Below are 24,155 nucleotides of genomic sequence, written 5' to 3' on the forward strand. Positions count from 1 at the left end.
GAAGCGGCTGCGGGGGGACTTCGGCCAGCTCGTTGGCGTACGGCCATGAGCCGGCAGCGGGCATCCCACCGGAAGCGGCCTGCACACAACCCGCCGCAGCGGATGGTCATCCCGGTGCAGGAGATCGAGGCCATCGTCGAGCATAGCGGAACCAGACCGCTGACCGAGACCGAACAGGCGACCCTGAAGGCAGCGGTGGACACCCTCGCGCGGCTCACCGCCGAACTCGAGACGAAGGAAACCACGCTGGCACGCCTACGGCGGATTCTCTTCGGCGCGCCGACCGAGCGCACGGCCCATGTGCTCGGGGAAGGGAAGAAGGGCGAAACGCCGCCAGCGGACACGCCGACCCGTCCATCGGCGGAAGGCGGCGACGAGCAAGCCGCCGGCCAGGCTCCTTCGGACACCACCTCCCCGGAATCCGGGGTAGCCGAGCCCAAGAAGAAGCGCCCCGGGCACGGAAGGAACGGGGCGGCCGATTATCCGCGAGCGCCGCATATTGCCGTACCGCATGCGACGTTACGGCACGGCGATCCGTGTCCCGTCGACGGGTGTACCGGTCGGGTGTATGGGCAACGAGGAGAGCCCGCGGTCCTGGTTCGCATCACCGGCGTAGCGCCGCTGCTTGCGGAGGTCTACGAACTCGAACGGCTGCGTTGCGGCTTGTGTGGCACCGTGTTTACCGCCGACCCCCCGCCAGGCGTCGGCAAGGCAAAGTACGACGACAGCGCCGCGGCGATGATCGCGCTCCTCAAATACGGCTGCGGTCTGCCGTTCCACCGCATCGAGCGGCTGGAACAGGGTTTGGCCATCCCGATGCCGGTCGGCACGCAATGGGAAGTCGTGGCCGCCGCCGCCGCGCCCCTCATGCCGGTCTTCGACGAACTGGCACGGCAGGCAGCCCAAGGAACCGTGGTGTACAACGATGATACGACGATGCGCATCCTGACCCTGACGCAAGAGGCACGCGCCGAAGCGCTGCCCGCCGGCGCGTCCGCCGATCGCACCGGCGTGTTCACTTCCGGTGTCGTTGCCGAGACGCCAAATGGTTTGATCGCCTTGTTCAAGACCGGGCCCTGTCATGCCGGCGAACACCTTGCCGAAGTGCTCGATCTGCGGGAAGTGACCGATCCGCCGATCCACATGTCCGATGCCTCGACGCGCAACCGGCCGGGCGATCATTCCACGCTGTCCGCCTCGTGCATCCCGCATGCGCGACGCAATTACGTCGATGTGGTCGAGGCCTTTCCGGAAGAAGTGGCCTTTGTCCTGCACACGCTGCGCGCCGTCTTCCACACCGACGCGCAGGCCAAGCAGCAGGGGCTCTCGCCCGCCGAGCGCCTGCTCCTTCACCAGAAGGAAAGCGGCCCACGGATGAAGGCGCTGCAAGACTGGATGGCCAAGCAGTTCGCGGAGCACACCGTGGAGCCCCACTCAGGACTCGGCCAGGCGATCGCGTACATGCAGAACCACTGGGAGAAGCTGACCCTGTTCCTGCGCGTGCCGGGCGCCCCACTCGACAACAACATCACCGGTAACTACTCAGGAGTCCTCCGCCAAGCGGACAGGCTGAAGCGTGGCGACGCTCAGGTACTGGAATTTTTGCTCAGAGCGAACGTCCAAGCTTTCAAGAGAACCCAGCATTGACCTCGCAATGGATAGGCTTCGTACAGGTGAGTGGGCATGGACGAGATTCCCGACCTTGAACGACTGAGTGTTGCCGAGAAGGATGATCTGGCTTCCCACTTAAAGCGGGACAGTCATGCTACCGATAGAGTCTGAGGATGAAGGGAGCTGAGGAGATGGGAACTGGTTGCCGCATCTCCTGTATCATCAGTTTTATGACAAAAAAACTCTACGACTCAAGCCATACGGACAACCAGCCGCGTCATTTTTGCCGCACTTACAGACCAGGGAAAACGAAGCCTGCGTGCAGTGGGGGAATTAATTCATCGCCCGAAAAGCAGTGTTCATCGCCACCTGCAAGCGCAAGCCCGTAGGAACCGACATCCTGAATCGGGGTTTTGGGAAACCGAAGAGGGGGAGGCATGGCTGAGATTGCTGGTATTTGCTGTGCTGTACACGTTCGGGCTGCAACATCATGTGGGGGCGGGTGCCTTGTCGGATTTCTTCCAATTGATCCGCCTTCATACCCATGTGGGGGTGTCTCCCAGCGCCTTGCAGACCCAACTCAGCCGGATGGAAGCGCTGTTGCCCCTGTTTCAGCAACAGTGTGAAGCCTCGGTACCGACGCGGACACGCCAAGCGGTGGTGGCCGCGGATGAGACGTTCTTTGGGGAGATTCTGATCTTGGTGCTGATGGATTTGTCCTCGGGCTACCTATTGCTGGAGTCGATTCAGAAGGACCGGGGTTTCGATACCTGGTTTGCCCAGGTGACCCCGCGCCTGGAAGCACTGGGTATCGAAGTCAACCACGCCATCAGTGACCGGGCGAAGGCCCTGATCAAATTAGCGGTCACAGGCTTTGAGTGTACCTCGGGCGCGGATACGTTCCACGAGCAATATGGCCTCAGTCGCTGGTTGTCACCGGCCTTGGGACGTCGAAAAGCCAAGGCGGATCAGTGCTGCGAACTGGCCCAGAAGGCCCTTGATCAGCCGTCGCGCGGAGCCAGTACCGAGGAAAAGGCGGCTTTGGCGGCACAACAGGCCTGTGCCTGGGAAGCCCGCGCGCAAGTGGAACAGGCGCAGCAAGAGTACCAGAAGCAGTTGCTGGGAATCGCCGAGGAAATCCATCCCTTCTCCCTGGAGGAGAATACTCGCACGACGGCGGAGAGCGTAGTGGCAGGACTGGAAACGCGAGCACAGGCCCTGGAAACTCTGGCGGCGCAACAAGGGATCCAGGATACCCGTTCCGCCCTGAAGAAGTTCCGTGCCCAGATCGGCGCCTTATCGAGTCACGTCAGCTTTTGGTGGCTTTGGGTAGAAGAAATCCTGCTGGGCTGGTCTCTGGATGAAGCGACTCGGCAATGGCTGACGAGCAAGCTGTTGCCCGTACTCTATTGGCACTACCAAATGCGGAAAACGCAAAACAGGGTTCACCGGAAACGGTATCAGGAGGCTTGGCAGCGAGCATTAGAGGCCTGGAAAGCAGACCCGTTCCATTCGGGATTCTCCGAGAGTGAGTTGCAGCGCTGGCTAGAATGGGGGGAATGGATGGTGCGACAGTTCCATCGCAGCTCCTCCGCCGTCGAAGGGCGCAATGGCCGCTTGTCCCAGTTGTATCATAACGGGCGAGGTCTGACGAAATGCCGCCTGGCTGCGCTAACGGTTATCCACAACTATGGGGTGAGACGTAGTGACGGCACTATCGCAGCCGAACGTCTGTTTAGCACCTCTTTCCCTGATCTTTTCGATTGGCTGCTCAACCAGATGGGGGAACTTCCCTTACCGAGGAAGTCCCGCCACCGGGTTGTGCATAACCCATTGAAGTTAGAGATTGTCCCGGCTTAAGTGGGAAGCCGATGATCTGATCCGCGAGCTTTGGCCCTTACGTGCGCTGGTGCGGCAGTTGAGGGGAGAAGTGGAGAAGCTGCAGGCGAAGGTGCAGGAACTGGAAGGTCGAGGGGCCAAGAATAGCCACAATTCGAGCAAACCACCGTCCTCGGATGGGCTGGCCAAGCTGCCGGCCAAGCCCCGTTCGCTGCGCAAACCGGGGCAGCACCCGAATGGCGGACAGCCGGGGCATACTGGACACACGCTCCAGAAGGTAGAAAAGCCGGATCGAGTCGTCGTGCATTTGCCCGCGGCCCACTGCCACGCGTGCCAAGGCCCCCTGGGGGAAGCGACGATGGCCGAGAGCCGGCAGGTGTTCGATCTGCCGCCGTTGCGCTTTGAGGTCACCGAGCATCAAGTTTGGGCGGCGACCTGCGCCTGCGGCGAGGTGTGCCGTGGCGAGTTCCCGGAAGGCGTTTCTTCGCCGGTCCAGTACGGGCCGGCGGCGTTGGCGGCAGCGGTGCATCTGACGCAACACCACATGATGCCGGTGCAACGCACGTCGGAGCTGATGGACGATTTCTTCGGACTGCCGATGGCCGAAGCCACGGTACTCGCCGCCTCACAGGAGGCCGGGGTCCGGCTGACGCCGACGGTGAGCACCATCGGCCAGGCCCTTCAAGTCGCCGATGTCGCGCACGCCGATGAGACCGGGCTGCGTGTCGCCGGCTCGCTGCACTGGATGCACGTCCTGGCGACCACGCTGCTGACCTGGGTCGCCTGCCATGCGAAACGCGGCAAGCAGGCGTTCGATGCCCTGGGAATTCTGCCCGGCTTCCTGGGCACCCTCATTCACGATGGCTGGAAGCCTTATCGTGACCTCCTCTGCAAGCACGGTCTGTGCAATGCCCATCACTTGCGCGAGCTGACCTACCTCTTTGAGGATCTCGGGCAAGCCTGGGCCGGCCGCATGATCGATCTCCTGCGGACGGCCTGTCATGAGGTCGGTCAGACCGGCGCGCCGCTGCCGGAATCCCGCCGGGCGTTCTTCCTGTCCCGCTACGCCGACATTCTCAGTGAAGGGGAAGCCCTCAATCCCCGGGCTCCACCCTCGGGCAAACGCGGGCGTCCCCGGCAAAGCAAGGCGACGAACCTCCTCCTGCGCTTGCGCACCTACACCGACGATGTCTGGCGCTTTGCCACGGATCCCGGCGTTCCGTTCACCAACAACCTGGCCGAGCAAGCCGTGCGCATGTCCAAGGTCAAACAGAAAGTCTCCGGCGGCTTCCGGACCAAGAAGGGGGCCGATGCCTACTGCATCATTCACTCGTATCTCGCAACCATGCACAAGCAGGGCGCCAATCTCTTCCACGCCCTGATCCTCACTTTCCAGGGCCAGCCCCCTCAGCCTCGCCTCGCTTGAGCTTCGGCGTGGTCGCCCTGAGTAGTTACCATCACCGAACGTATACTCAAAAAGGCCATTCTGCATCGGAAGAACGCGCTCTTCTATCGCACGTTGAACGGCGCGCGCGTCGGTGATCTGTTCATGACCCTGATCCATACCGCCGAACTCCACAAGATCGAGCCGTTCCACTACCTCGTTTCCCTGCTGCGCCACTCGGGCAAGGTGGCGCTCGATCCGGCGGCCTGGATGCCCTGGAACTATAGCGAAGCCCTCGCACACGCCGAGGCGGAGAGTACCGAACCTCCGCCGGACTAACCCGGCAGCGCAACGATCTCCAACGTTCCGAACGGAAGCGAACGCCGGGTTGCCGCTGGGGCTTGCCTGCGCACGGCCGCGGGGCCGCGCGCCACCCGTGGCGGTCACCGCGGATCAGCCACCGCGCGGCTGAGGCCCGCGCGACCGGGGTTTCGCAGCGTTGCCGAAAGGACACGTTGGGTCAGCCTGCGTGATCGGCGGATTGATCGGTCGGCTGGCACAACCGCCGAGCAGGAACACAACAGCCAGCAGACAGCGGGTGGGCAATGAAGTCATCGTTTGGCCAAGTAGATCATGGAAGATGTGATTCTATCCTGTCTGGCCTCAGCCGAATCTTTTGCGATCAGGGCGCCGCGATGTCTCCACAACCCCGCAATTTCGCGTAGCCTGTACCCACGACAGGACAGCCATGCCATGCACAGCGAACCGACCTACCTCCACACGATCGAAATTGGCCCCAGTTGGCGGACGCGCGCGCTGAACGGCCTGCTGCGGCTGACGATGCGCCGGCGGCTGACCCAGGAATCCGATGTCGCCGCCTTGCGGTGTGAATACGAGGAGATCGACACCCGCTATTTTCGCCTCGCGCCCGACGTGCTGCGCACGCCGGTCGACTGCAGCGGTGTTTCGGCCGAGTGGATCACAGTCCCCGGTAGCCGCGACGAGCGGGTCATCCTCTACCTGCACGGCGGGTCATTCGCGTTCCGCTTCCCCAACGCGCACGCGGCGTTGGTGTCGCGCCTGTGCCGGCGCCTCGGCGCGCGCGCCCTCCTCCCCGATTACCGGCTGGCGCCGGAGCACCCGTTTCCGGCAGCGCCGGACGATTGCCATCGCGCTTACCGAGCGCTCCTTGCACAGGGGTTGAATCCCCAAAGCATCGTGCTCGCCGGCGATTCCGCGGGCGGAAATCTGGCTCTGGTAACGATCCACCGAGCAAGAGCGGCCGGCGAACCCTTGCCGAGCTGCACCGTCCTGCTCTCACCAGCGCTCGACTGCACGCTCACCAGCCCCAGCATGGCTGATTACGACGGCGAGGACCCGATGCTCCAGCTGAGCACCCTGCTGGTCCTGCGTCGGTGTTATGTGCAATCGCCTCAGCAGTACATCGACCCCGAAGTGTCGCCACTGTTCGCAGATTTTCACGGCTTTCCGCCGCTGTTCCTGCAAGCTGGCAGCAGCGAAATGCTGCGCGATGAAGCGATTCGCGCCGCCGAAAGGGCGCACGCAGCGGGTGTGGACGTCGAGCTCGAGATCTGGCCCGGCGTGCCGCACGCATTCCAGATGGCGGATTTTCTTCCCGAGGCAACCCTGGCGATCGATCACATCGCGCACTTCGTGCAGATGCACACTGGATGGAGCGAGGCGAATGCGCGGCCCGTTCCGGCTGACTGAACCCTGATCAGGCTGCCCATAGTCCCAAGCAGTTACTTCGCAAAGTGGTCGCTCCAGCGGTGAAAGCAGGGGCTTCCAGCAAACGGCTCCGATTCGACCGGGTCATGCGTCAGGGCTGCCCAAGGACACGCATCCTTCGCCGGCCAGGCAGATTCAGGCAGAATGGCGGGATGCGTATTTCTCCCGTTTTCCAGTCCCTCGGCAGATTGCCGAAGCAACTCCTCATGCTGCTCGCCTTCGCGAGTAATGGCGTGCTTGGCCAAGCCTCCTTGTCGACTGCCCTCGATGAGTTTCTGCGTATCCAGACGCAAGGATTGCCGGGCAAAGTCAGTTATAGCGTCGGGCAACTTGATCAACACGCCCAAAAAACGCCATGCATCGCCTTCGAGCCCTTCCTGCAACCGGGAAGTCGGTTGTGGGGCAATGCAATGGTTGGCATACGCTGCCTTGCCCCGAAAGCATGGACCGTGTATGTACCCGTACAGGTCAGGATCGCGGGTAACTATCTGGTCACGGCACGCCAGCTAACACCCGGCCAGGTCGTAAACAGCGCCGACCTGCGCGCGCAAAGTGGTGATCTCGGTGCGCTGCCGGCCAGCGTCGTGACCGACCCAGCGCAGGCCATCGGCAAAACCGTCAGGAACGGCATTGCGGCAGGTCAGCCGCTGCGCAGCGATCTGTTGAGCGCGCCATGGCTTGTTCAGCAAGGGCAAAGCGTCAAGCTGCTGTCGAGAGGGGCAGGGTTCACGGTCAGCAACGAGGGGAAGGCGCTGAACAACGCCACGGAAGGCCAGATTGCGCAGGTTCGAACAGCTTCCGGACAGGTCGTCAGTGGCGTCGCCCGTAGCCCTGGCGTCGTCGAGGTGTCGTATTGAGGTGTCGTATTGATATGCAGACTTCTTCCCGCCGGATAGTACGCGGGGACGCGGAGTGTATTTTTCTGTATTTTGAAAAAGAATGTTAAAGTTCAGCCGCTATCCGCCGATACCTGGGTTGAGTACAACCGTCTAAAAGGCACGACCGTGAAGATCGACCGCACAAGCAGCACCGCCATCACTGCCACCGAGATGCGTCCTCGCACCAGCGGCAGCCAGCCCGCAACACGCTCTGCCACGGAAGTTCACCTCAGTGAACTCGCCGGACAGCTGCAGTCCCCCGGTGAGGCATCGACCTTCGATGCTGCTCGGGTTTCTGAAATCAAGCAGGCAATCGCCGAAGGCCGCTTCACGATCAATTCCGGGGCGATTGCCGACCGGCTGATCGCGTCTGCCAGCGAACTCGTCGCTTCCTCCAGGCAGGCCTGATTCCCTGAGCCTTGATGGCGACGACGACGGGTTTCCTGCCTACGGTTGAGGCGGAAGTCGCCGCGGCAAGGCGCTTTGTCAGCCTGCTCGAACTTGAGCAGGAGATGCTCACCAAAGGTGAGGTTGATCATCTGCTGGCCCTGGTACAGCAGAAGAACGAGCTTGCCCTGACCCTGGCGACGCTCGCCGAGCAGCGCCACCAGGCGCTTGCCGCAGAGGGCCTGAAAGCGGATCGCCTTGGCGTGTCCGCCTGGTTTGCCGCTCATCCGACAGCAAGCCGTGCTCGCGCCGCCTGGTCCTCGCTGCTGTCCATTGCCAGCCAGGCCCGTGAACTGAATCGCCTGAATGGCGAATTGATCCAGATGCGCATGCAACACAACGCGCAGGCACTCGAAGCACTCCTGGGAACCCACAATGCCCTCGGCCTGTATGGCCCGGATGGGCAGAACACCCTGCCCAGCGGCCCACGCATCAGCGACAGCGCGTAGCGCGCGTTGGGGAGGCAGACATGCGCGAGCAGGATGTTGAGATTCTCGAACAGGAAATTTGCTATCAGGGCTTCTACCGGCTGGAGCGCTGGCGGCTGCGCCACCGCTTGTTCGCCGGCGGCATGAGCCCGGCGATCGTTCGCGAGACCATCGAGAAGGGAGACGTCGCGGCAGTCCTGCTCTACGACCCGCAGCGCGATGAAGTGGTGATGATCGAGCAGTTTCGCATTGGCGCCCGTGCTGACCCGCGCGGGCCCTGGCTGCTGGAGATCGTCGCCGGTCTGATCGAAGATGGCGAAACTCCGGCCGAGGTGGCACGCCGCGAGGCGATGGAAGAAACTGGCTGCATGCTGATCGATCTATTGCCAATCAGCACTTTCTATACCAGCCCGGCCAAGACCTCGCAGCGCACCCATCTCTACCTGGGACGCGTCGACAGCAGCAGTGCCGGCGGCATTCACGGTCTGCCACATGAGGGAGAGGACATCCGCGTCGTCTGCCTTGCTGCTGCGCAGGCGGTCGCCCTGTCCGAGCAGGGGTGCACCGACTCCGCCTGGCCACTGATCGCCCTGTTGTGGTTCGCCCGCCACCGCGAAGAAGTGCGTGAACGCTGGCTGGCCGGACCCGGCTAGTGTGCAGCCGTTCACAAAGAATTGGCCGCCTCGCGGTTGTCGTGCAATCGCCTGCGTGCATCCTCCTTGCCAATACGGCAGAACGAAGCAGTTCCGCCCTATCGCAAGCCCCGCCGGCGTACAAAATCAGCCAACAAACCTGACGCCGCCAACTCGCAAAGATCGAGCACCCGTTCGAATCCCGAGTCGGCACCGTAATACGGATCGGGAACTTCGTTGATTCCGAGACCTGGAGCATAATCGAGAAAAAAGCCCAGCTTCGACCGGTTTTCCTCGGAGCTCTGACGTTGCAGAGCGAACAGATTGGCCTCGTCCATCGCCAGAATCCGGTCGAAACGATCAAAATCGGCGTCGATGACCGAGCGTGCGCGCAATCGGGAGAGATCGTATCCCCGCCTGGCCGCGATCCGGCGCGCACGCACATCCGGCGCTTCGCCAGCGTGGTAATGACCGTGCGTACCTGCCGAGTCGAGCAACAGCATCGCCGCCAGGCCCTGCTGCTGCGCCATCGTTCGCGTCACCGCTTCCGCGATCGGTGAACGACAGATATTGCCCATGCAGACAAAGAGAATCCGGTATGGCTCTGCCACGGTTCGTGTCCTCCGCAAAAATGCATTCCGCGCTGCTCAGGTCAAGCCTGGCTATTCGAGCGCACCGCCGCCACCACCAGGAAAAAGCTCTTCGACGAAACCGAAGCGGCTGAAGTCCCTGATCCGCATCGGATAGAGAATGCCGTCGAGGTGGTCGCATTCGTGTTGCACCACGCGCGCATGGAAACCAGTGACGCTGCGGTCGATCGCCCGACCGAAAGCGTCGAAACCGGTATAACGTAGCTGGCTCCAGCGCGGCACCCAGCCGCGCAGACCGGGAACCGAGAGGCAGCCTTCCCAGCCCTCTTCGATCGTCGGCGCAAGCGGCGTCAGCACCGGATTGATCAACACTGTCCTCGGCACCTGCTCGGCATCCGGGTAGCGCGGATTGCCATCGACACCGAAGATCACCACCCGTAGACCGACACCGATCTGCGGCGCGGCCAGACCGGCGCCATCGAGGTGGCGCATGGTTTCCTGGAGGTCAATGATCAGCGCGTGCAGTTGCGGCGTGTTGAACTGCTCTACCAGTCTGGCCTTCTGCCACAGGCGCGGGTCGCCCATTCTGAGAACGGATCTAATCATCGCTCGTCAGCATCTTCTCGATAATCGCATGTACCTGCTGCATCGCCCCTTCCAGGACGGTGTGAATGGCGTCCATGCAGATTGCCTCGCGGCTGTCGCCGCGTCCCGCGGCGTAGTTGGCGACCACGTTGATCGCCGCATAGGGAATTGCCAGTTCGCGTGCCAGCACCGCTTCCGGCATGCCGGTCATGCCGACCACATCGGCGCCATCACGTTCGAGCCGGTTGATCTCGGCGGCCGTTTCCAGGCGCGGCCCCTGCGTTGCTGCATAGACCGCCTCGTCACTGACCCTGATCTCGAGCGCTGCGGCCGCGGCGCCAATTTGCCTGCGCAGAACAAAATCATAGGGCTCGGTGAAGTCGACGTGCGTGACTGCACTGTGCGGCCCTTCGTGGAAGGTCGAGTGGCGAGCCCAGGTGTAATCGATGATCTGGTGCGGGATCACCAGATCGCCTGGCCTGAGGTCGGAACGAATGCTGCCGACCGCCGCCACCGCGACGATCCCAACTGGCGCACACATGCGCAGAGCCCAGAGATTCGCTCGATAGTTTACCTGATGCGGTGGAATCGTATGTTCGTCGCCGTGACGCGCCAGAAAGACCAGCGGCCGGCCACAGAGATGGCCAAAGGTCAGCGCCGCCGAGGGATCGCCATAAGGCGTCGCCACCTGCCGGCGCTCCGCTACCTCCATCCTGACGAAGCGGGTCAGCCCGCTGCCACCGATGATCGCCAGCATCTCAATCCCCCCGCGTGGCGTAGATCGCTGGCAGGTTGCGCCAGGCGCCGCGAACGTCCATGCCATAACCGAAAAGGAAGCGGTCAGGAACACTCAGCGCGACGAAATCGGCCTGAATCGGTTTCTTCCTGCCAATCCGCTTGTCAGCAGCCACGGCCGTGTAGCAGGCAGCTGCACCCCGTGCCAGCAGGCGATCCCGAATCGCGGCCAGCGTCAGTCCTTCATCGAGGATGTCGTCGAGCACCAGGACGGTTCTGCCGCTCAGCTCGATCTCCGGCTCGACACGCCAGGACAACTCGCCACCGCTCTTTGCCTGGCCGTAACGGCTGACATGCAGGTAGTCGAAATCCAGCGGGAAGGTCAGTTGCGTCAGTAAATGGCCGGCAAAAGGAACGCCGCCCTTGAGCACACACAGCAATACCGGGTTGTGGTCACGCAGCCGTTCGCTGATCTCGCGCGCGACGCGGCGAACCGCAACATCGATGGTATCGGCCGAGTGGATGAGATCGGCCGAGGCCAGAATGGCCATCGCCTGGCGAGGGTCGATCATGGTTGCTCCCTATTGATCACAGGAAGTGAAGCGGCGCTGCTGCCGGGCCAGCACGCAATCAACACCACAAACGGGTTCATTGAGTCGTTTGCACCAGATTCAACAGCGCCAGCAACTGTTCTTCGTCGATGACCGTGACCCCCAGGGTGCGGGCTTTTTCGAGCTTGCTGCCTGCTTCGCCGCCGGCGACGACGAAATCGGTCTTCTTCGACACCGAGTTGCTGACCTTGCCGCCCGCTGCTTCGATCATCTGTCTGGCAGCATCGCGCGTCAGTGTGGGCAAGGTTCCGGTCAGCACGAACACCTTGCCGGCGCTGGCGCAGCCGGCCGGCGCCAGCACCTCGCCGTCAGGCCAGACGACTCCGGCAGCGCGCAACTGCTCGATGACTTCGAGGTTGTGCGGCTCGCTGCAGAACTGGCGGATGCATTGCGCGACAATCGGACCGACGTCGGGCACCTGCAGCAGATCTGCTTCATCAGCAGCGAGCAGACGATCGAGATTGCCGAAATGGCGCGCCAGATCCCGCGCTGTGGCCTCGCCGACATTGCGGATTCCCAGCGCGTAGATGAAGCGCGGCAGTGTCGTCTGCTTGCTCTGCTCGATCGCCGCCAGCAGATTGCTCGCCGACTTGTCGGCCATCCGTTCGAGATTGGCCAGCGCCAGCAATCCCAGCCGGTAGAGGTCGGCCGGGGTGCGCACGATGGCGCTGTCCACGAGCTGTTCGACGAGTTTGTCACCCAGCCCTTCGATATCCATCGCCCGCCGCGAAGCAAAGTGCAGCAGTGCCTGCTTGCGCTGCGCCGGGCAGTAGAGGCCGCCGCTGCAGCGCGCTACCGCCTCCTCTGCATTACGGACGACCTTCGAAGCGCATACCGGACAGCTCGTCGGCATGCTGAATTCGGGCGCCCCGGCAGGTCGCTTGTCCCGCTGCACGCGAACGATTTCGGGAATCACATCGCCTGCACGACGAACGACGACGGTATCGCCGATGCGAATGTCCTTGCGTCGTACCTCGTCCTCGTTGTGCAGGGTGGCGTTGGTCACCGTCACGCCACCGACGAAAACCGGCGCCAGCCGCGCCACCGGCGTCAGTGCGCCAGTACGGCCGACCTGAACCGAGATGTCGAGCAGTTCGGTGAGCACTTCCTCGGCCGGAAATTTGTGCGCAATCGCAAAACGCGGCGCTCGCGATACGAAACCGAGGCGTTCCTGCGCGGCCAGATCATCGAGTTTGTAGACCACGCCATCGATATCGTAAGGCAGTGACGCGCGCTGCCTGCCGATCTCGGCATAGTAGCCGAGCAGGCCGGCAAGGCCGCTGACCCGGCGCCGCGTTGCAGCGACCGGAAAACCCCAGTCGGCAAGCCGGTCGAGCAATTCCGAGTGCGTTGCCGGCAAGCCGGCCCCTTCGGCCAGGCCGATGCCATAGGCAACAAAGCGCAGCGGCCGCGTCGCCGTGATGCGCGGATCGAGCTGGCGCAGGCTGCCAGCCGCGGCATTGCGCGGGTTGACGAACTCCTTCTCCCCTTTTTCACGCTGCCGCGAATTCAGCCGTTCGAAGTCGCTGCGCCACAGCAGCACCTCGCCACGCACCTCGAGCAACGCCGGCCAGCCGCTGCCCTGCAGGTGCAGCGGAATGCTGCGCAAGGTACGCAGATTGGCAGTCACGTCCTCGCCGGTGGTGCCGTCGCCACGCGTCGCGCCGTGCAGCAGGATGCCGTCCTGGTAGGTCAGGCTGACGGCAAGGCCGTCGAACTTGGGTTCGGCCGAGTAATCGAGGTCGCCGTTGGCTGCCAGCCATTCGTGTACACGGCGGTCAAAAGCGGCGACCTCTTCGTCGGCAAAGGCATTGTTGAGCGACAACATCGGCGTCGCATGCACCAGCGCAGCAAACTCGGGCAGCGGCGCCGCGCCGACCCTTTGCGTCGGCGAATCGGGGCTCAGCAGTTCAGGGTGTTCGGCCTCCAGCGCCTGTAACTCGCGGAACAGCCGGTCGTACTCGGCATCGCTGAGCAATGGTGCATCGAGCACATAGTAGCGGTGGTTGTGCTCCTCGATCTCGACCCGCAAGGCCAGAACGCGCTCGTGGGCAGGCATGTACGGTGCTTCCAAGTCAGGAAAACAGGCGCAACGCCAGGGCACCGCCAGCCGGCAACTGGCGTGTCGCCATCGCCGTCTGGTACTGCACCACCTGCCGGCGGATCGGCTCGATGCCACCCTCCGACAGCGGCCGCCGGTTATCGTCAACCAGCGCACCGTGCAGGGAGTCGGCAAAGCGCCGTGCCAGTTCGACCATCTGGATCAAGACGCGATCGCCGTTCGCCACCCGCGGCACATCGAGCAGGAAGGTCACGCCATGCGTCGTCATGGTGCGCATCGATTCGGCCGAAAAGCCTTGCGTCTCCTGGTTGATGAGCACGAACAACAGTTTTCCTTCGTCATCAAAACGAGCAAAACGGCCTTCCGGGTCGATGGTCATTCCCGCCGATTCGGCGAGCGCACGTAACTTCGTTCCCGGAAAAACCTGCCCCTGGCTGATCACATTGACGCCGATCTGGATGTCAACGCCGGCACAGAACTCGTCGAGCTGCGCCGCCGCCTGCAAGGCCGGTTCGCGCAGCGGCAGCTCGGCAAAGCCCATCAATTCGGTCGCCAGATCCTGCATGGCGAGGTGAAAAATCGACAGGTCACCGTCGCGCACCGGACCCTGGCGATCGACCAGCTGCAACCCGATACGGATGTGCTGGTAAGCGCTGTCGGTGTCTTCGAGAATCGCTTCCCACGCGTGTTCCTGTTCGTTGAAACCGATCCAGTGCAAGGGTTTTCCCAGCCGCGCCAGAGCAGCACGCTGCGCTTCACGGATCTGGTAGGCCGCGGCCGGTTCGGAGACCTCGATTGCAGCGATGTAATCGATCGCTGGCGACAACAGGTACAAGGGCACCGTGCCCGCCTTGACCGCGGGCCTCTCCTCATCTGCACGTGTCGGTCGCGCAGTTCGCTCGCCGGCCGGCAGTGCCTCGGCATCATCGGCCGCCGCCGGCCTCATCGCGGGCCCCGCTTTCGACCCGCCTTGCGGGTGCAGCAGCGGTTCGACCCGCTCCAGACCCGGGCGCTCGGCCACGCCGGCGGCATCGTCGACCAGCGCCGCCGACTCGTCGAGCAGAACATCTGCCTGGCGAGCGCTCAACAAGGCCTCGGCGAGTTTGCGGTGCTTGTGCTCCTGCCATTTGTTGTAGGCCAGGACGCCAAGGACTGCGGCGACACCAAGGGCGATCAAACCCATCTGCAAGTCGGTCATATTCATTCCTAAACGAGTTGCTCGCGCATGCGCAGCGCTTCTTCCATATCGACTTCAACGATGCGCGAGACGCCGGATTCCTGCATGGTCACCCCGACGAGCTGTTGCGCCATCTCCATCGTGATCTTGTTGTGGCTGATGAACAGAAACTGCGTGTGTGTGGACATGCGTCGCACCATCGAGCAGAAACGTTCGGTGTTGGTATCGTCCAGCGGCGCATCGACCTCGTCAAGCAGGCAGAAAGGCGCGGGATTGAGCTGAAACATCGAGAATACCAGCGCAATCGCCGTTAATGCCTTTTCGCCGCCAGAAAGGAGATGAATGGTCGAATTCTTTTTGCCGGGTGGCTGCGCCAAGACCTGCAGGCCGGAGTCGAGAATCTCCTCGCCGGTCATGAGCAGGCGCGCCTCGCCACCGCCAAAGAGTATCGGGAACATCTCGCCGAAGCTGCGGTTGACCGAGTCATAGGTGCTCTGCAGCAAATCCCGCGTTTCCCGGTCGATGCGGCGAATCGCATTTTCCAGTGTCCCCATGGCCTGCGTCAGATCGTCCGACTGGTCATCGAGATAGCCCTTGCGTTCGCGGGCCGCTTCGAGTTCGTCGAGTGCGGCCAGGTTGACTGCGCCCAGCGCATCGATCGAGCGCTGTAACGCGGCCAGCGCACTCTGCAGGGCCGCCGGACGTGCTGCCGCGAGTTCGGGCAGCAGCGAGGATTCGTCGGCGCTGGCAGCGGCCAGTTGTGCCGCGAACTGCTCGAAATTGAGGCTGGCCGCCTGTTCCTTGAGTTTCAATTCGCCGATCCGGTTGCGCAGCGGGTCGAGGCTCTGCTCGACCTTCAGGCGCTCCTCGTCGAGTGCGCGCAGGCCATTTGCCGCGGCTTCGAGGGCATCGCGGGCGTTCGCCAGCGCGTGCTCGCGAGCGACGCGATGATCCAGTGCGACCTGCAGGCGGGGCTCCAGCTCTTCTGCCTGCAGGGCGCTGGCATTTTCCGCGCAGCGCGCCAGATCGGTGTCGATCCGCTCGATCTGCTGGCGCGCCAGCTCCCGGTTGCCGGCCAGCTCCTGCAGCTTGTTGCGGCACTCGCGTTGCGAGAACTCGGCTTCACGCAGCTCCCGTTCCGTTCCCTTGAGCTGCTCGCGCTGGTCCTGCAACGCCTGCTCGGTCTGTTCGAACCGCCCCTGCGCCGCATCGATCAGCGTCTGCAGTTCCTGCATCTGCTGGCGCTGCCGATCGATGGCTGCGTCGGCGATGTTCAGGCGTTCGCTCTCGCTCTCTTCCTCGGCGGCCATTTCGGCCAGGCTGGCGTCGATCTGCGCCTGCCGCTCATGGAATCGTTCGCTGGCCTGCGCAAGCTTCAGTGTGCTGACCTGCAGCGCGTGTGCCCGGCTCTGCAGAGCAGTCACTTGCTGGCGAGATTCGTGCAGGCTGTGCTGCACGTCGGCGAGGCGCCCCTCGATTTCGCCAAGGCCCGCCTGCGCCTGCACGACGTTTTCCTCACGCTCGGCAATCACCGTCGCCAGTGCGTCGATCTCGCGCTGGCGTTCGAGCAGGCCATGCCCATCGTTGTCCGGCGCAAACAGCGTCACACTCTGCCGGCTGACGATGTCGCCGCCGGGGGTGACGCAACAGGCGCTCGCCGCCAGGCCGTTGCGGCACGCCAGTGCAGCCGCCAGATCGGGAGCGCTGTGCACCTCGCCAAGCCAGTCGGCAAGAATCGCCGTCAATGCCGCATCGGCGCAACGAATTCGCGCCAGCAACAGTTCGTCGGCAGGCAGCGCCGGCGGTCTTACTCCGTCCAGCGGCAGCAGCAAGGTCAATTTGCCTCCCGGCCGATCCTTGCTCCACGCCGCATCGGCGGCAGCGGCGGGCAAGGCGGCCAGGCGTTCGCGCAGGACGGCTTCGACGGCATCCTCCCAGCCGGCTTCGACCTGCAGTGCTTTCCACAGCGGTTCGCCGTGCTGCAAGCCATGCCGGCGCAGCCAGTCGTCGAGCTTGCCGTTGGCCTGCAGCCGTTGCTGCAGTTGCTGCAGTGCCATCCGGCGGGCTTGCGCCTCGGCACGTTCCCTCTGCGCGTGCTGCACCTCAGCCAGAATCGTACGCCGCTGCTGCTCGAGACTCGGCAATTCATCCTGTTGTCCCTGCTGAATCTGCAGTGCCTCGGCAATACGCTCGCGCAAGTCGGTAAGCTCCTCCTGCTTGGCGGCAAGATCGACAGTCTCGGGAACCAGCAGCGCCGCGCGTTCGACTGCCAGACGTTCGCGGCGGCCGGTGACCCTCTGCAGCGAACGCAGCGCATGCCCACGATTCGCCTGTTCGACGTGCAGGCGCTGTTCGGCCTGGGTCATCTCGGCACGCTGGCGATTGACCGCCGCCAGCGCAGCAGCGTGCCTTTCCTCGGCCAGCGGCAAGCGCTCCTGGCACGCATCCAGGCGAAATTGGCCGTGTTCGACACGTTCGTCGGCAAGCGCCAGCAAATCCTGCCAGCGTTCCTCTTCGTTCGTCAGCTTGCCGGCCTGTGCCTGCCAATGCGCCCGGTCTTCGGTCAGCTGCGCCAGCCGTGTTTCATACTCGCGCCGTGATTCGCGGCGGTGACGGATCTCGGTTTCGAGACCTGCGACTTCCGCATTGGCGGCAAAAAGTTCACTCTGCGCCGCATGCACGCCGTCGCTGGCAGCAAAATGGGCTTCCCGCGCCTCCTCGAGACGCGCTTCCAGATCACGCAGGGCAGCGTTTCTGGCTTCGAGATCGATACTCGCCAAATCGATTTCACGCGCCAGTCGCTCGCGCTCGAGCTGCGCTTCATTGCGTCGCAGCAGCCACAGCAATTGCTGCTTGCGCGTCAGATCGTCGTTGTACTCGCGATACTGGCGAGCAACGCTGGCCTGACCTTCGAGCCGCTCCATCTGCGAAGCGAGCTCAAGACGAATGTCTTCGACCCGCGCCAGGTTCTCGCGCGTGTCGGCCAGCCGGTTCTCGGTTTCCCTGCGCCTTTCCTTGTAGCGGGTCACGCCGGCAGCCTCTTCGAGAAATACCCGCAGCTCGTCCGGCTTGGCCTCGATGATTCGCGAGATGGTACCCTGGCCGATGATCGCGTAGGCACGCGGTCCCAGGCCGGTGCCGAGAAAGAGGTCGGTGACATCCTTGCGACGGACATGCAGATTGTTGATGTAGTACTCGGACTGGCCATTACGCGTCAGCAGCCGCTTGACCGACAGCTCCGCATACTGTGACCACTGCCCGGAGAGACGGCCGAGCGAGTTGTCGAAGACCAGTTCGACCGCCGCTCGCGACACCGGCTTGCGGCTCCCCGAACCGTTGAAAATCACGTCCTGCATCGACTCGCCACGTAGCTCCGAAGCTTTCGATTCGCCGAGCACCCAGCGTACCGAATCCATCACATTGGACTTGCCACAACCATTCGGGCCGACCACGCCGACGAGTTGACCGGGCAGCGCAATGGTCGTCGGATCGACGAAGGATTTGAAGCCGGCAAGTTTCAGTTTGGTCAGGCGCATGAACCAGAACGCGGCCGCGGCAGCCGCCGCGCCAGAAGAGATCGGAAAAAGCATGGTTCCCAGCGAGTGTCACCCCGCACCCGGGAGGTGGACGACCCGCGAATATTCCTGCGGAATGCCATTATAAACGCTTATAATAGCATCCTGCCTGCCCGATTCGTTTCTCGCTGGATACCACTCGGAAAGACAATGAACCCAGTCTCCGCCAACACCCTCGAAACCTTCCCCAATCCGGCGCCGCAGCGGGATTTCCATATTCATATGGAAATCCCCGAATTCACCTGCCTGTGCCCGAAAACCGGCCAGCCAGATTTCGCGACCCTGCTTCTCGATTACATTCCGGACCAGACCTGTGTCGAACTCAAGAGCCTGAAACTCTACATCTGGTCTTTCCGCAACACCGGCTGCTTTCACGAGGATGTCACCAACCGCATCCTGGACGACCTGGCAAACGCCACGCAACCGCGCTACATGCGACTGACGGCACGCTTCTACGTGCGCGGCGGCGTGTTTACCACGGTGGTCGCCGATCGCCGTCAGGCGGGCTGGACGCCAGCGCCGACGGTGCAACTCGCCGACTTCTCCAGCCAATCCAACACCCGTGGCTGAGATCATGACCATCCAGACAGCACTCACCGACCAGCAACTCCTGCGCCTCGAGCAACTGCTCGAAGAGCCTGCGCTCGCCCAGTCGATGCGCCTCGACGAGGTACAGGGCTATCTCTGCGCGGCGCTATCGGGCCCCCAGGCGACCCCCGAGGCGCTGTGGCTGAGCGAAGCGCTGGGCAATGCGGAGGCGATCGCCAGCGCCGCCGGAGGCGAAGCTGCCGACTTGCTGCGCCTGCTCGCCACCCAGTTGCAGGCCGAACTGGCCAGTGGCGAACCACCCATGCTGCTGCTGTATGCCCAGGACGAAGACGAAAATTCTCCCAGCGACTACGTACCCTGGTGCCAGGCCTATCTGCACGGCATCGATTCGGCGCCTGCAGGCTGGTTCGAAGCGCTTGGTGCAAACGACGACAAGGAAGACAGCGATGAGATCGCCTACCTTGACGAGCAACTCTTCCCGCTGTTCATGCTCACAGGCGACGCCGCTGCGGCCGCCGCTGCGGCCGGCGAGGAATGGCTGTCGGGCAGGGATCTCGATCATATGCGAAACGAATGTGAAGAAAAGCTGCCGCAGGCGGTGACCAACATCTATCGTTTCTGGGTCGCGCAGCGCAGTGTCAGAACCTTTCGCCACGAGCAGGCCAGAATCGGTCGCAATGAGCCCTGCCCTTGTGGCAGTGGCATGAAATACAAGAGATGTTGCGGAACGGCGTAATGCGGTAGGGCGCAAGCCCCGGCGGGGCGTTCCGCCGCAATCTCCCAGCCGTACCTCTTGGCCACGCAAGATTCGCGTAGCCCCTGCCTGCTTCGGGACCACCTGAAACCAGGTCGAGGCTGCGCTGTCGAGGATTTTCAGGATCTGTCTTCCAGATCACTTCAGGTCGAAGCGATCCAGGTTCATCACCTTGTTCCAGGCCGCCACGAAAGCATGCACGAATGCCGTCTGCGCGTCACTGCACGCATAGACTTCCGCGAGGGCGCGGAGCTGGGAGTTCGAGCCGAAGACGAGATCGACGACGCTGCCTGTCCACTTGAGATCACCTGTCGTCCGGTCCTGCCCATTCAGTACGCCTTCAGAGGTGCCGGACTTCTGCCACTGCGTGTTCATGTCGAGCAGGTTCACGAAGAAGTCATTGGTCAGTGTCTCCGGACGCTTGGTGAACACGCCATGCCTGGCCTGCCCGACATTCGCATTGAGAACGCGCATGCCACCGATCAGCACGGTCATCTCGGGGGCGGTCAGCGTCAGCAATTGCGCCTTGTCCACCAGCAGTTCGGCCTGTGATGCCTCAAGCCCCTGACGACAGTAGTTGCGGAAACCGTCTGCCATCGGCTCCAGCACGGCGAAGGAGTCCACATCGGTCTGTGCCTGCGACGCGTCCATGCGTCCTGGCGAGAAGGGAACCTGTACGTCATGGCCGGCCTTCCTGGCAGCCGCCTCGACGGCTGCGCAGCCGCCCAGAACGATCAGGTCGGCCAGCGAGATTTTCTTGCTGCCGGACTGCAAGGCGTTGAACTCCTGCTGAATTGCTTCCAGCTTTGTCAGTACTTTCGCCAGTTCGGCTGGCTGGTTGACTTCCCAATCCTTCTGCGGCGCGAGGCGGATACGCGCCCCATTGGCGCCACCGCGCTTGTCGCTGCCGCGGAAGGTGGCTGCCGAAGCCCAGGCAGTGGTGACCAGCTGGGAAATCGAAAGACCGGACGCGAGAACCCTGGCCTTCAGGGCAGCGATGTCCTGCTCATCAATCAGGGCATGATCAAGCGCAGGGATCGGATCCTGCCAGATCAGCGCCTCCTGCGGCACGAGCGGGCCCAGGTAACGGGCGAACGGGCCCATGTCGCGGTGCGTCAGCTTGAACCAGGCGCGGGCAAACGCGTCGGCCAGGGCCTGCGGGTTGTCCTTGAAGTGCCGTGCGATTTTCTCATAGGCCGGGTCCATGCGCAGGGCCATATCGGCCGTGGACATCATCGGTGCGTGGCGCCTGCTCGGGTCATGGGCGTCGGGCACGGTACCCTGCGCGGCAGCCTCCTTCGGCGTCCACTGCTGGGCACCGGCGGGGCTCTTCGTCAGCGCCCACTCATAGCCGAACAGGTTCTCGAAGTAGCCGTTGTCCCACTGGATGGGGTTGTTGGTCCAGGCACCTTCCAGGCCGCTGGTGATGGTGTGGACACCCTGGCCGCTGCCAAAGCTGTTCTTCCAGCCGAGGCCCTGCTCCTCGATGGGGGCACCCTCGGGCTCGGGACCGACGTGGCTCGGATCGCCGGCGCCGTGGCACTTGCCGAAGGTGTGGCCGCCGGCGACGAGCGCCACGGTCTCCTCGTCGTTCATGGCCATGCGGGCGAAGGTTTCGCGAATGTCCCGCGCCGATGCGATCGGGTCCGGATTTCCATTCGGGCCTTCCGGATTCACATAGATCAGACCCATCTGCACGGCGCCGAGCGGATTGTCGAGTTCACGGTCGCCGCTGTAGCGCTCGTCCGCCAGCCACTTGCCTTCCGGCCCCCAGTAGATGTCTTCCTGCGGTTCCCAAATGTCCGCGCGGCCACCGGCGAATCCAAAGGTCTTGAAGCCCATCGACTCCAGCGCGACGTTGCCGGCCAGGATCATCAGGTCTGCCCAGGAGATTTTGCGGCCGTATTTCTGCTTGATCGGCCACAGCAGGCGGCGCGCCTTGTCGAGGTTGCAGTTGTCCGGCCAACTGTTGATGGGCGCAAATCGCTGTGCGCCGGCGCCGGCGCCACCGCGACCATCAGCAATCCGGTACGTGCCCGCGGAATGCCAGGCCATGCGGATGAAGAGGGGTCCGTAATGGCCATAGTCCGCAGGCCACCAATCCTGCGAATCGGTCATCAGGGTATGGAGATCCTGGATCACGGCATCCAGGTCAAGGCTCTTGAACTCCTTGGCGTAGTTGAACACCTCGCCCATGGGGTCGGACTTGGCGGAATGCTGGTGCAGGATCTTCAGGTTCAACTGCTTGGGCCACCAGTCGGCGTTCGTTGGCGCCCCGGCCACGGTGTGTTTGTGGGCTGCGCCCGAGAACGGGCACTTTGCTTCGTTGGACATGCTTCTCTCCTTGGGCTGTTGGTAAAACTACCATCACCAGACTACAGTTTGGGCCTCCCTCAATCAACGAAATTCTGGCAATCGGATCCATAGCGAAATTCAATGGCATCCAGGCAACCTTTGCGTCAAGTCTTCGAATGATGTTCAAGCGGGGATGTTCAGCTGAAACACCGTCACGCCGCTGCTGGAGCGTGTGTCGACACTGCCCCCGTGGGCACGCAGGATGGAACGGGTAATCGCCAGGCCCAGCCCGGCGCCGTCGCTGAAGCGTTGCCGGGAGGAATCCGCACGGTAGAAAGGTTCGAACAGTCGCGGCAAGTGCTCGGCAGCAATCGTCTCGCCGGTATTCTCGACAGACAGCCGTACCCAGTTTTCGCCAGTTTGCTCCAGACGCACGGCCATCCCTCCTCCGGTCGGCGTATGCCGCATCGCGTTCGAGAGAAGATTGTTGATGGCCCGGCGCAACATCAGCCGATCGCCAGAAACGACGGCGCTGCCCGAGCAGGATAGGGAAACCTTCTTCTCCTCGGCGAACGCCTCGTAGAATTCGAACAGCCCGTTCACTTCCGCGCGCAGATCGACGCGTTCCCGGTGCGGAATGATCAGCTGGTTTTCGGCCTTGGCCAGAAAGAGCATGTCCGAAATCATTCGCGACAGGCGTTCGAGTTCCTCGGCATTAGAAGCCAGAACCTCCTGGTATTGTTCGGGGGTCCGGGTTCTGGAAAGCATGACCTGGGTCTGGGTCAACAGATTGCTGACCGGTGTCCGCAGTTCGTGCGCCAGGTAGGAAGAAAAATCCGAGAGGCGCCGGAAGGACTCCTCCAGGCGTGCCAGCATTTCGTTCAATGTCTGGGCCAGTGCAACCAGTTCGACCGGAACGGAATCGACCGGCAAGCGGGCATTCAGCCGCTGCGCGGTGATCGCCGCCGCCTCGCGCTTGATCGCCTGCAAGGGCGCCAGCCCTCTGCGCACCGCGACCCAGCCGAGGAGCCCGATCGACAAGGCGGCCAGCACCATGAACGACCACAGGGTGGTCCTGAAGTCGCTCATGAAGTGCTCATGGTGCGAGATCTCTGTCGCCACGGCCACGAGTGCCGGCGGCGCGCCCTCGATGCTCGTCCGGGCAAGACCGGAGATGCCGCGAAAAGACTGCTGGTCGCGAGTCTTCCAATGAACCGGATGCCGGGAAGCGGGCTCGACGCCCCGCTCCAGAAGAGTACCCGGGAACTCGGCGCCAGCCATGGCGAACAGCGTTTGGCCGTCTGGCGCGACGACCACCATGGCGAGCCCAGGGTGGCCGACCAGGGAATCCTCGAGGTGCTGCGGCATGACTTCGAGATCGGCCGTGGAGCGAACTTTCTCGAGGGCGTGCCGAGCCAGTTGCAACTTCCCGGTCAGTATCTCCATGTCCAGTTCTTCGAAATGTCGTTCGACCGAGTTGGTGATGAGAACGCCGAGTAGCAGCAAGACCAGGGTGGACGCCGACGCGAACAGCAGGGTCAGCCGAAAGCTGATCGATTGCCGCCGGACTGGCTTCACTCGCCGCTCTCCAGTACGTAGCCCATGCCGCGCACCGTGCGGATCAGTTTGTCATCGAATCCCTCGTCCACCTTGAGCCGCAGGCGCTTGATCGCCACCTCGATCACATTGGTGTCGCTGTCGAAGTTCATGTCCCAGACTTGCGAGGCGATCAGCGAACGGGGCAAGACTTCGCCCTGCCGCCGCAGAAGCAATTCCAGCAAGGCAAACTCCTTGGCGGTCAGATCGATTCGCCGGCCCGATCGGGTGACGCGTCGTCGCCGCAGATCGAGTTCCAGATCCGCCGCGCGCAAGAACCCGGATTCCCGGACCTTGCTGCCTCGGCGCAACAGCGTGCGGACGCGGGCGAGCAGCTCGGAAAAGGCAAACGGCTTGACCAGATAGTCGTCTGCGCCAAGTTCCAGTCCCTTGACCCGATCATCCACCGCGTCGCGGGCGCTCAGGAATAGGACCGGCATGTCCTTGCCCGCCCTGCGGATGCCCTGCAGGATTTGCCAGCCGTCGATTCCCGGCAGCATGACATCGAGAATCACCAGGTCGTAGGCTTCGGTCAAAGCGAAGTGCAGGCCGTCCAGCCCGTTGCTCACCAGATCAGCCACGAAACCCGCCTCGAGCAATCCCTGTTTGAGGTAAGTCCCTGTTTTCGGTTCGTCTTCCACGACCAGGATTTTCATCG

General features: G+C 63.0%; 21 protein-coding genes. 11 read left to right on the forward strand and 10 right to left on the reverse strand.

Going from position 1 to position 24,155, the window contains the following annotated elements; all coding sequences use genetic code 11:
* Positions 1 to 45: 45 nt before the first annotated feature.
* From V5B59_RS07610 to V5B59_RS07650, 9 genes are all read left to right on the forward strand, one after another.
* Positions 46 to 1,647 carry an IS66 family transposase gene (locus tag V5B59_RS07610; protein WP_332351748.1) on the forward strand — a complete coding sequence of 534 codons (1,602 nt, stop codon included), beginning with the start codon at positions 46 to 48 and terminating at the stop codon, positions 1,645 to 1,647.
* A gap of 288 nt (positions 1,648 to 1,935) precedes the next feature.
* Positions 1,936 to 3,471, forward strand: coding sequence for a DUF6399 domain-containing protein (locus V5B59_RS07615; RefSeq protein ID WP_332351228.1), 1,536 nt, complete (start codon positions 1,936 to 1,938; stop codon positions 3,469 to 3,471).
* Positions 3,458 to 4,876, forward strand: a complete 1,419-nt coding sequence (tnpC, locus tag V5B59_RS07620) for an IS66 family transposase (RefSeq protein WP_332351749.1) — start codon at positions 3,458 to 3,460, stop codon at positions 4,874 to 4,876. The genes V5B59_RS07615 and tnpC overlap by 14 nt, the downstream gene beginning before the upstream one ends.
* 123 nt (positions 4,877 to 4,999) lie before the next feature.
* Positions 5,000 to 5,173: a hypothetical protein gene (locus V5B59_RS07625; protein WP_169070494.1), complete on the forward strand. Its 174-nt coding sequence runs from the start codon at positions 5,000 to 5,002 to the stop codon at positions 5,171 to 5,173.
* A 414-nt stretch (positions 5,174 to 5,587) separates the two neighbouring features.
* A complete protein-coding gene (locus V5B59_RS07630) occupies positions 5,588 to 6,565 on the forward strand; it encodes an alpha/beta hydrolase (protein WP_169070495.1) in 978 nt (325 codons plus the stop codon).
* 224 nt (positions 6,566 to 6,789) lie between these two features.
* Complete coding sequence (gene flgA / locus V5B59_RS07635; RefSeq protein ID WP_288129274.1) at positions 6,790 to 7,440, forward strand: flagellar basal body P-ring formation chaperone FlgA; 651 nt, start codon at positions 6,790 to 6,792, stop codon at positions 7,438 to 7,440.
* 147 nt (positions 7,441 to 7,587) lie between these two features.
* Complete coding sequence (gene flgM / locus V5B59_RS07640; protein ID WP_034916317.1) at positions 7,588 to 7,869, forward strand: flagellar biosynthesis anti-sigma factor FlgM; 282 nt, start codon at positions 7,588 to 7,590, stop codon at positions 7,867 to 7,869.
* A 14-nt stretch (positions 7,870 to 7,883) separates the two neighbouring features.
* Positions 7,884 to 8,357, forward strand: coding sequence for a flagella synthesis protein FlgN (locus tag V5B59_RS07645; RefSeq protein ID WP_169070496.1), 474 nt, complete (start codon positions 7,884 to 7,886; stop codon positions 8,355 to 8,357).
* A gap of 20 nt (positions 8,358 to 8,377) precedes the next feature.
* The gene (locus V5B59_RS07650; RefSeq protein WP_034916321.1) at positions 8,378 to 8,989 is read left to right on the forward strand and encodes an NUDIX domain-containing protein; all 612 of its coding nucleotides are present in this window, start codon (positions 8,378 to 8,380) and stop codon (positions 8,987 to 8,989) included.
* Between the two features lie 98 nt (positions 8,990 to 9,087).
* On the opposite strand, the gene V5B59_RS07655 is transcribed toward V5B59_RS07650, so the two are convergent.
* The 7 genes from V5B59_RS07655 to smc all read right to left on the reverse strand — a co-directional run bounded on the left by V5B59_RS07655 (position 9,088) and on the right by smc (position 18,264).
* A complete protein-coding gene (locus V5B59_RS07655; RefSeq protein ID WP_034916323.1) occupies positions 9,088 to 9,579 on the reverse strand; it encodes a low molecular weight protein-tyrosine-phosphatase in 492 nt (163 codons plus the stop codon).
* A 51-nt stretch (positions 9,580 to 9,630) separates the two neighbouring features.
* Entirely contained in the window at positions 9,631 to 10,164 is a 534-nt protein-coding gene (locus V5B59_RS07660; protein WP_034916325.1) for a peptide deformylase, read from the reverse strand.
* The gene (locus V5B59_RS07665; RefSeq protein WP_034916327.1) at positions 10,157 to 10,900 is read right to left on the reverse strand and encodes an S-methyl-5'-thioinosine phosphorylase; all 744 of its coding nucleotides are present in this window, start codon (positions 10,898 to 10,900) and stop codon (positions 10,157 to 10,159) included. The genes V5B59_RS07660 and V5B59_RS07665 overlap by 8 nt, the downstream gene beginning before the upstream one ends.
* A gap of 1 nt (position 10,901) precedes the next feature.
* Positions 10,902 to 11,450: a hypoxanthine-guanine phosphoribosyltransferase gene (locus V5B59_RS07670; protein ID WP_034916329.1), complete on the reverse strand. Its 549-nt coding sequence runs from the start codon at positions 11,448 to 11,450 to the stop codon at positions 10,902 to 10,904.
* 76 nt (positions 11,451 to 11,526) lie between these two features.
* Positions 11,527 to 13,548: an NAD-dependent DNA ligase LigA gene (gene ligA / locus V5B59_RS07675; RefSeq protein ID WP_034916334.1), complete on the reverse strand. Its 2,022-nt coding sequence runs from the start codon at positions 13,546 to 13,548 to the stop codon at positions 11,527 to 11,529.
* A 16-nt stretch (positions 13,549 to 13,564) separates the two neighbouring features.
* Positions 13,565 to 14,749 carry a cell division protein ZipA C-terminal FtsZ-binding domain-containing protein gene (locus V5B59_RS07680; RefSeq protein WP_169070497.1) on the reverse strand — a complete coding sequence of 395 codons (1,185 nt, stop codon included), beginning with the start codon at positions 14,747 to 14,749 and terminating at the stop codon, positions 13,565 to 13,567.
* 8 nt (positions 14,750 to 14,757) lie between these two features.
* Positions 14,758 to 18,264, reverse strand: a complete 3,507-nt coding sequence (gene smc, locus V5B59_RS07685; RefSeq protein WP_169070530.1) for a chromosome segregation protein SMC — start codon at positions 18,262 to 18,264, stop codon at positions 14,758 to 14,760.
* A gap of 189 nt (positions 18,265 to 18,453) precedes the next feature.
* Between smc and queF the strand changes: the two genes are divergently transcribed.
* Together queF and V5B59_RS07695 are read left to right on the forward strand one after the other, a co-directional pair.
* The gene (queF, locus tag V5B59_RS07690; protein ID WP_034916797.1) at positions 18,454 to 18,873 is read left to right on the forward strand and encodes a preQ(1) synthase; all 420 of its coding nucleotides are present in this window, start codon (positions 18,454 to 18,456) and stop codon (positions 18,871 to 18,873) included.
* A gap of 4 nt (positions 18,874 to 18,877) precedes the next feature.
* A complete protein-coding gene (locus V5B59_RS07695) occupies positions 18,878 to 19,588 on the forward strand; it encodes a UPF0149 family protein (protein WP_034916799.1) in 711 nt (236 codons plus the stop codon).
* Between the two features lie 156 nt (positions 19,589 to 19,744).
* On the opposite strand, the gene katG is transcribed toward V5B59_RS07695, so the two are convergent.
* From katG to V5B59_RS07710, 3 genes are all read right to left on the reverse strand, one after another.
* Positions 19,745 to 21,940 carry a catalase/peroxidase HPI gene (gene katG / locus V5B59_RS07700; protein ID WP_034916795.1) on the reverse strand — a complete coding sequence of 732 codons (2,196 nt, stop codon included), beginning with the start codon at positions 21,938 to 21,940 and terminating at the stop codon, positions 19,745 to 19,747.
* Between the two features lie 144 nt (positions 21,941 to 22,084).
* Entirely contained in the window at positions 22,085 to 23,479 is a 1,395-nt protein-coding gene (locus V5B59_RS07705) for a heavy metal sensor histidine kinase (RefSeq protein WP_034916793.1), read from the reverse strand.
* Positions 23,476 to 24,153 (reverse strand): heavy metal response regulator transcription factor, encoded by a 678-nt coding sequence (locus V5B59_RS07710; protein ID WP_034916791.1) that lies wholly within the window; start codon positions 24,151 to 24,153, stop codon positions 23,476 to 23,478. The genes V5B59_RS07705 and V5B59_RS07710 overlap by 4 nt, the downstream gene beginning before the upstream one ends.
* Positions 24,154 to 24,155: the final 2 nt, after the last annotated feature.

Source organism: Candidatus Accumulibacter contiguus (assembly GCF_036625285.1).
In the GTDB taxonomy this organism is placed as follows: Bacteria; Pseudomonadota; Gammaproteobacteria; order Burkholderiales; family Rhodocyclaceae; genus Accumulibacter; species Accumulibacter contiguus.

Excerpts from the sequence above, each read along its gene's own strand:
- V5B59_RS07610 (WP_332351748.1), top strand. The coding sequence starts at position 46 with ATGAGCCGGCAGCGGGCATCCCACCGGAAGCGGCCTGCACACAACCCG.
- V5B59_RS07625 (WP_169070494.1), top strand. The coding sequence starts at position 5,000 with ATGACCCTGATCCATACCGCCGAACTCCACAAGATCGAGCCGTTCCAC.
- V5B59_RS07630 (WP_169070495.1), top strand. The coding sequence starts at position 5,588 with ATGCACAGCGAACCGACCTACCTCCACACGATCGAAATTGGCCCCAGT.
- flgA (WP_288129274.1), top strand. The coding sequence starts at position 6,790 with ATGCTGCTCGCCTTCGCGAGTAATGGCGTGCTTGGCCAAGCCTCCTTG.
- V5B59_RS07645 (WP_169070496.1), top strand. The coding sequence starts at position 7,884 with ATGGCGACGACGACGGGTTTCCTGCCTACGGTTGAGGCGGAAGTCGCC.
- V5B59_RS07650 (WP_034916321.1), top strand. The coding sequence starts at position 8,378 with ATGCGCGAGCAGGATGTTGAGATTCTCGAACAGGAAATTTGCTATCAG.
- V5B59_RS07660 (WP_034916325.1), bottom strand. The coding sequence starts at position 10,164 with ATGATTAGATCCGTTCTCAGAATGGGCGACCCGCGCCTGTGGCAGAAG.
- V5B59_RS07665 (WP_034916327.1), bottom strand. The coding sequence starts at position 10,900 with ATGCTGGCGATCATCGGTGGCAGCGGGCTGACCCGCTTCGTCAGGATG.
- V5B59_RS07670 (WP_034916329.1), bottom strand. The coding sequence starts at position 11,450 with ATGATCGACCCTCGCCAGGCGATGGCCATTCTGGCCTCGGCCGATCTC.
- ligA (WP_034916334.1), bottom strand. The coding sequence starts at position 13,548 with ATGCCTGCCCACGAGCGCGTTCTGGCCTTGCGGGTCGAGATCGAGGAG.
- V5B59_RS07680 (WP_169070497.1), bottom strand. The coding sequence starts at position 14,749 with ATGACCGACTTGCAGATGGGTTTGATCGCCCTTGGTGTCGCCGCAGTC.
- smc (WP_169070530.1), bottom strand. The coding sequence starts at position 18,264 with ATGCGCCTGACCAAACTGAAACTTGCCGGCTTCAAATCCTTCGTCGAT.
- queF (WP_034916797.1), top strand. The coding sequence starts at position 18,454 with ATGAACCCAGTCTCCGCCAACACCCTCGAAACCTTCCCCAATCCGGCG.
- V5B59_RS07695 (WP_034916799.1), top strand. The coding sequence starts at position 18,878 with ATGACCATCCAGACAGCACTCACCGACCAGCAACTCCTGCGCCTCGAG.
- katG (WP_034916795.1), bottom strand. The coding sequence starts at position 21,940 with ATGTCCAACGAAGCAAAGTGCCCGTTCTCGGGCGCAGCCCACAAACAC.
- V5B59_RS07710 (WP_034916791.1), bottom strand. The coding sequence starts at position 24,153 with ATGAAAATCCTGGTCGTGGAAGACGAACCGAAAACAGGGACTTACCTC.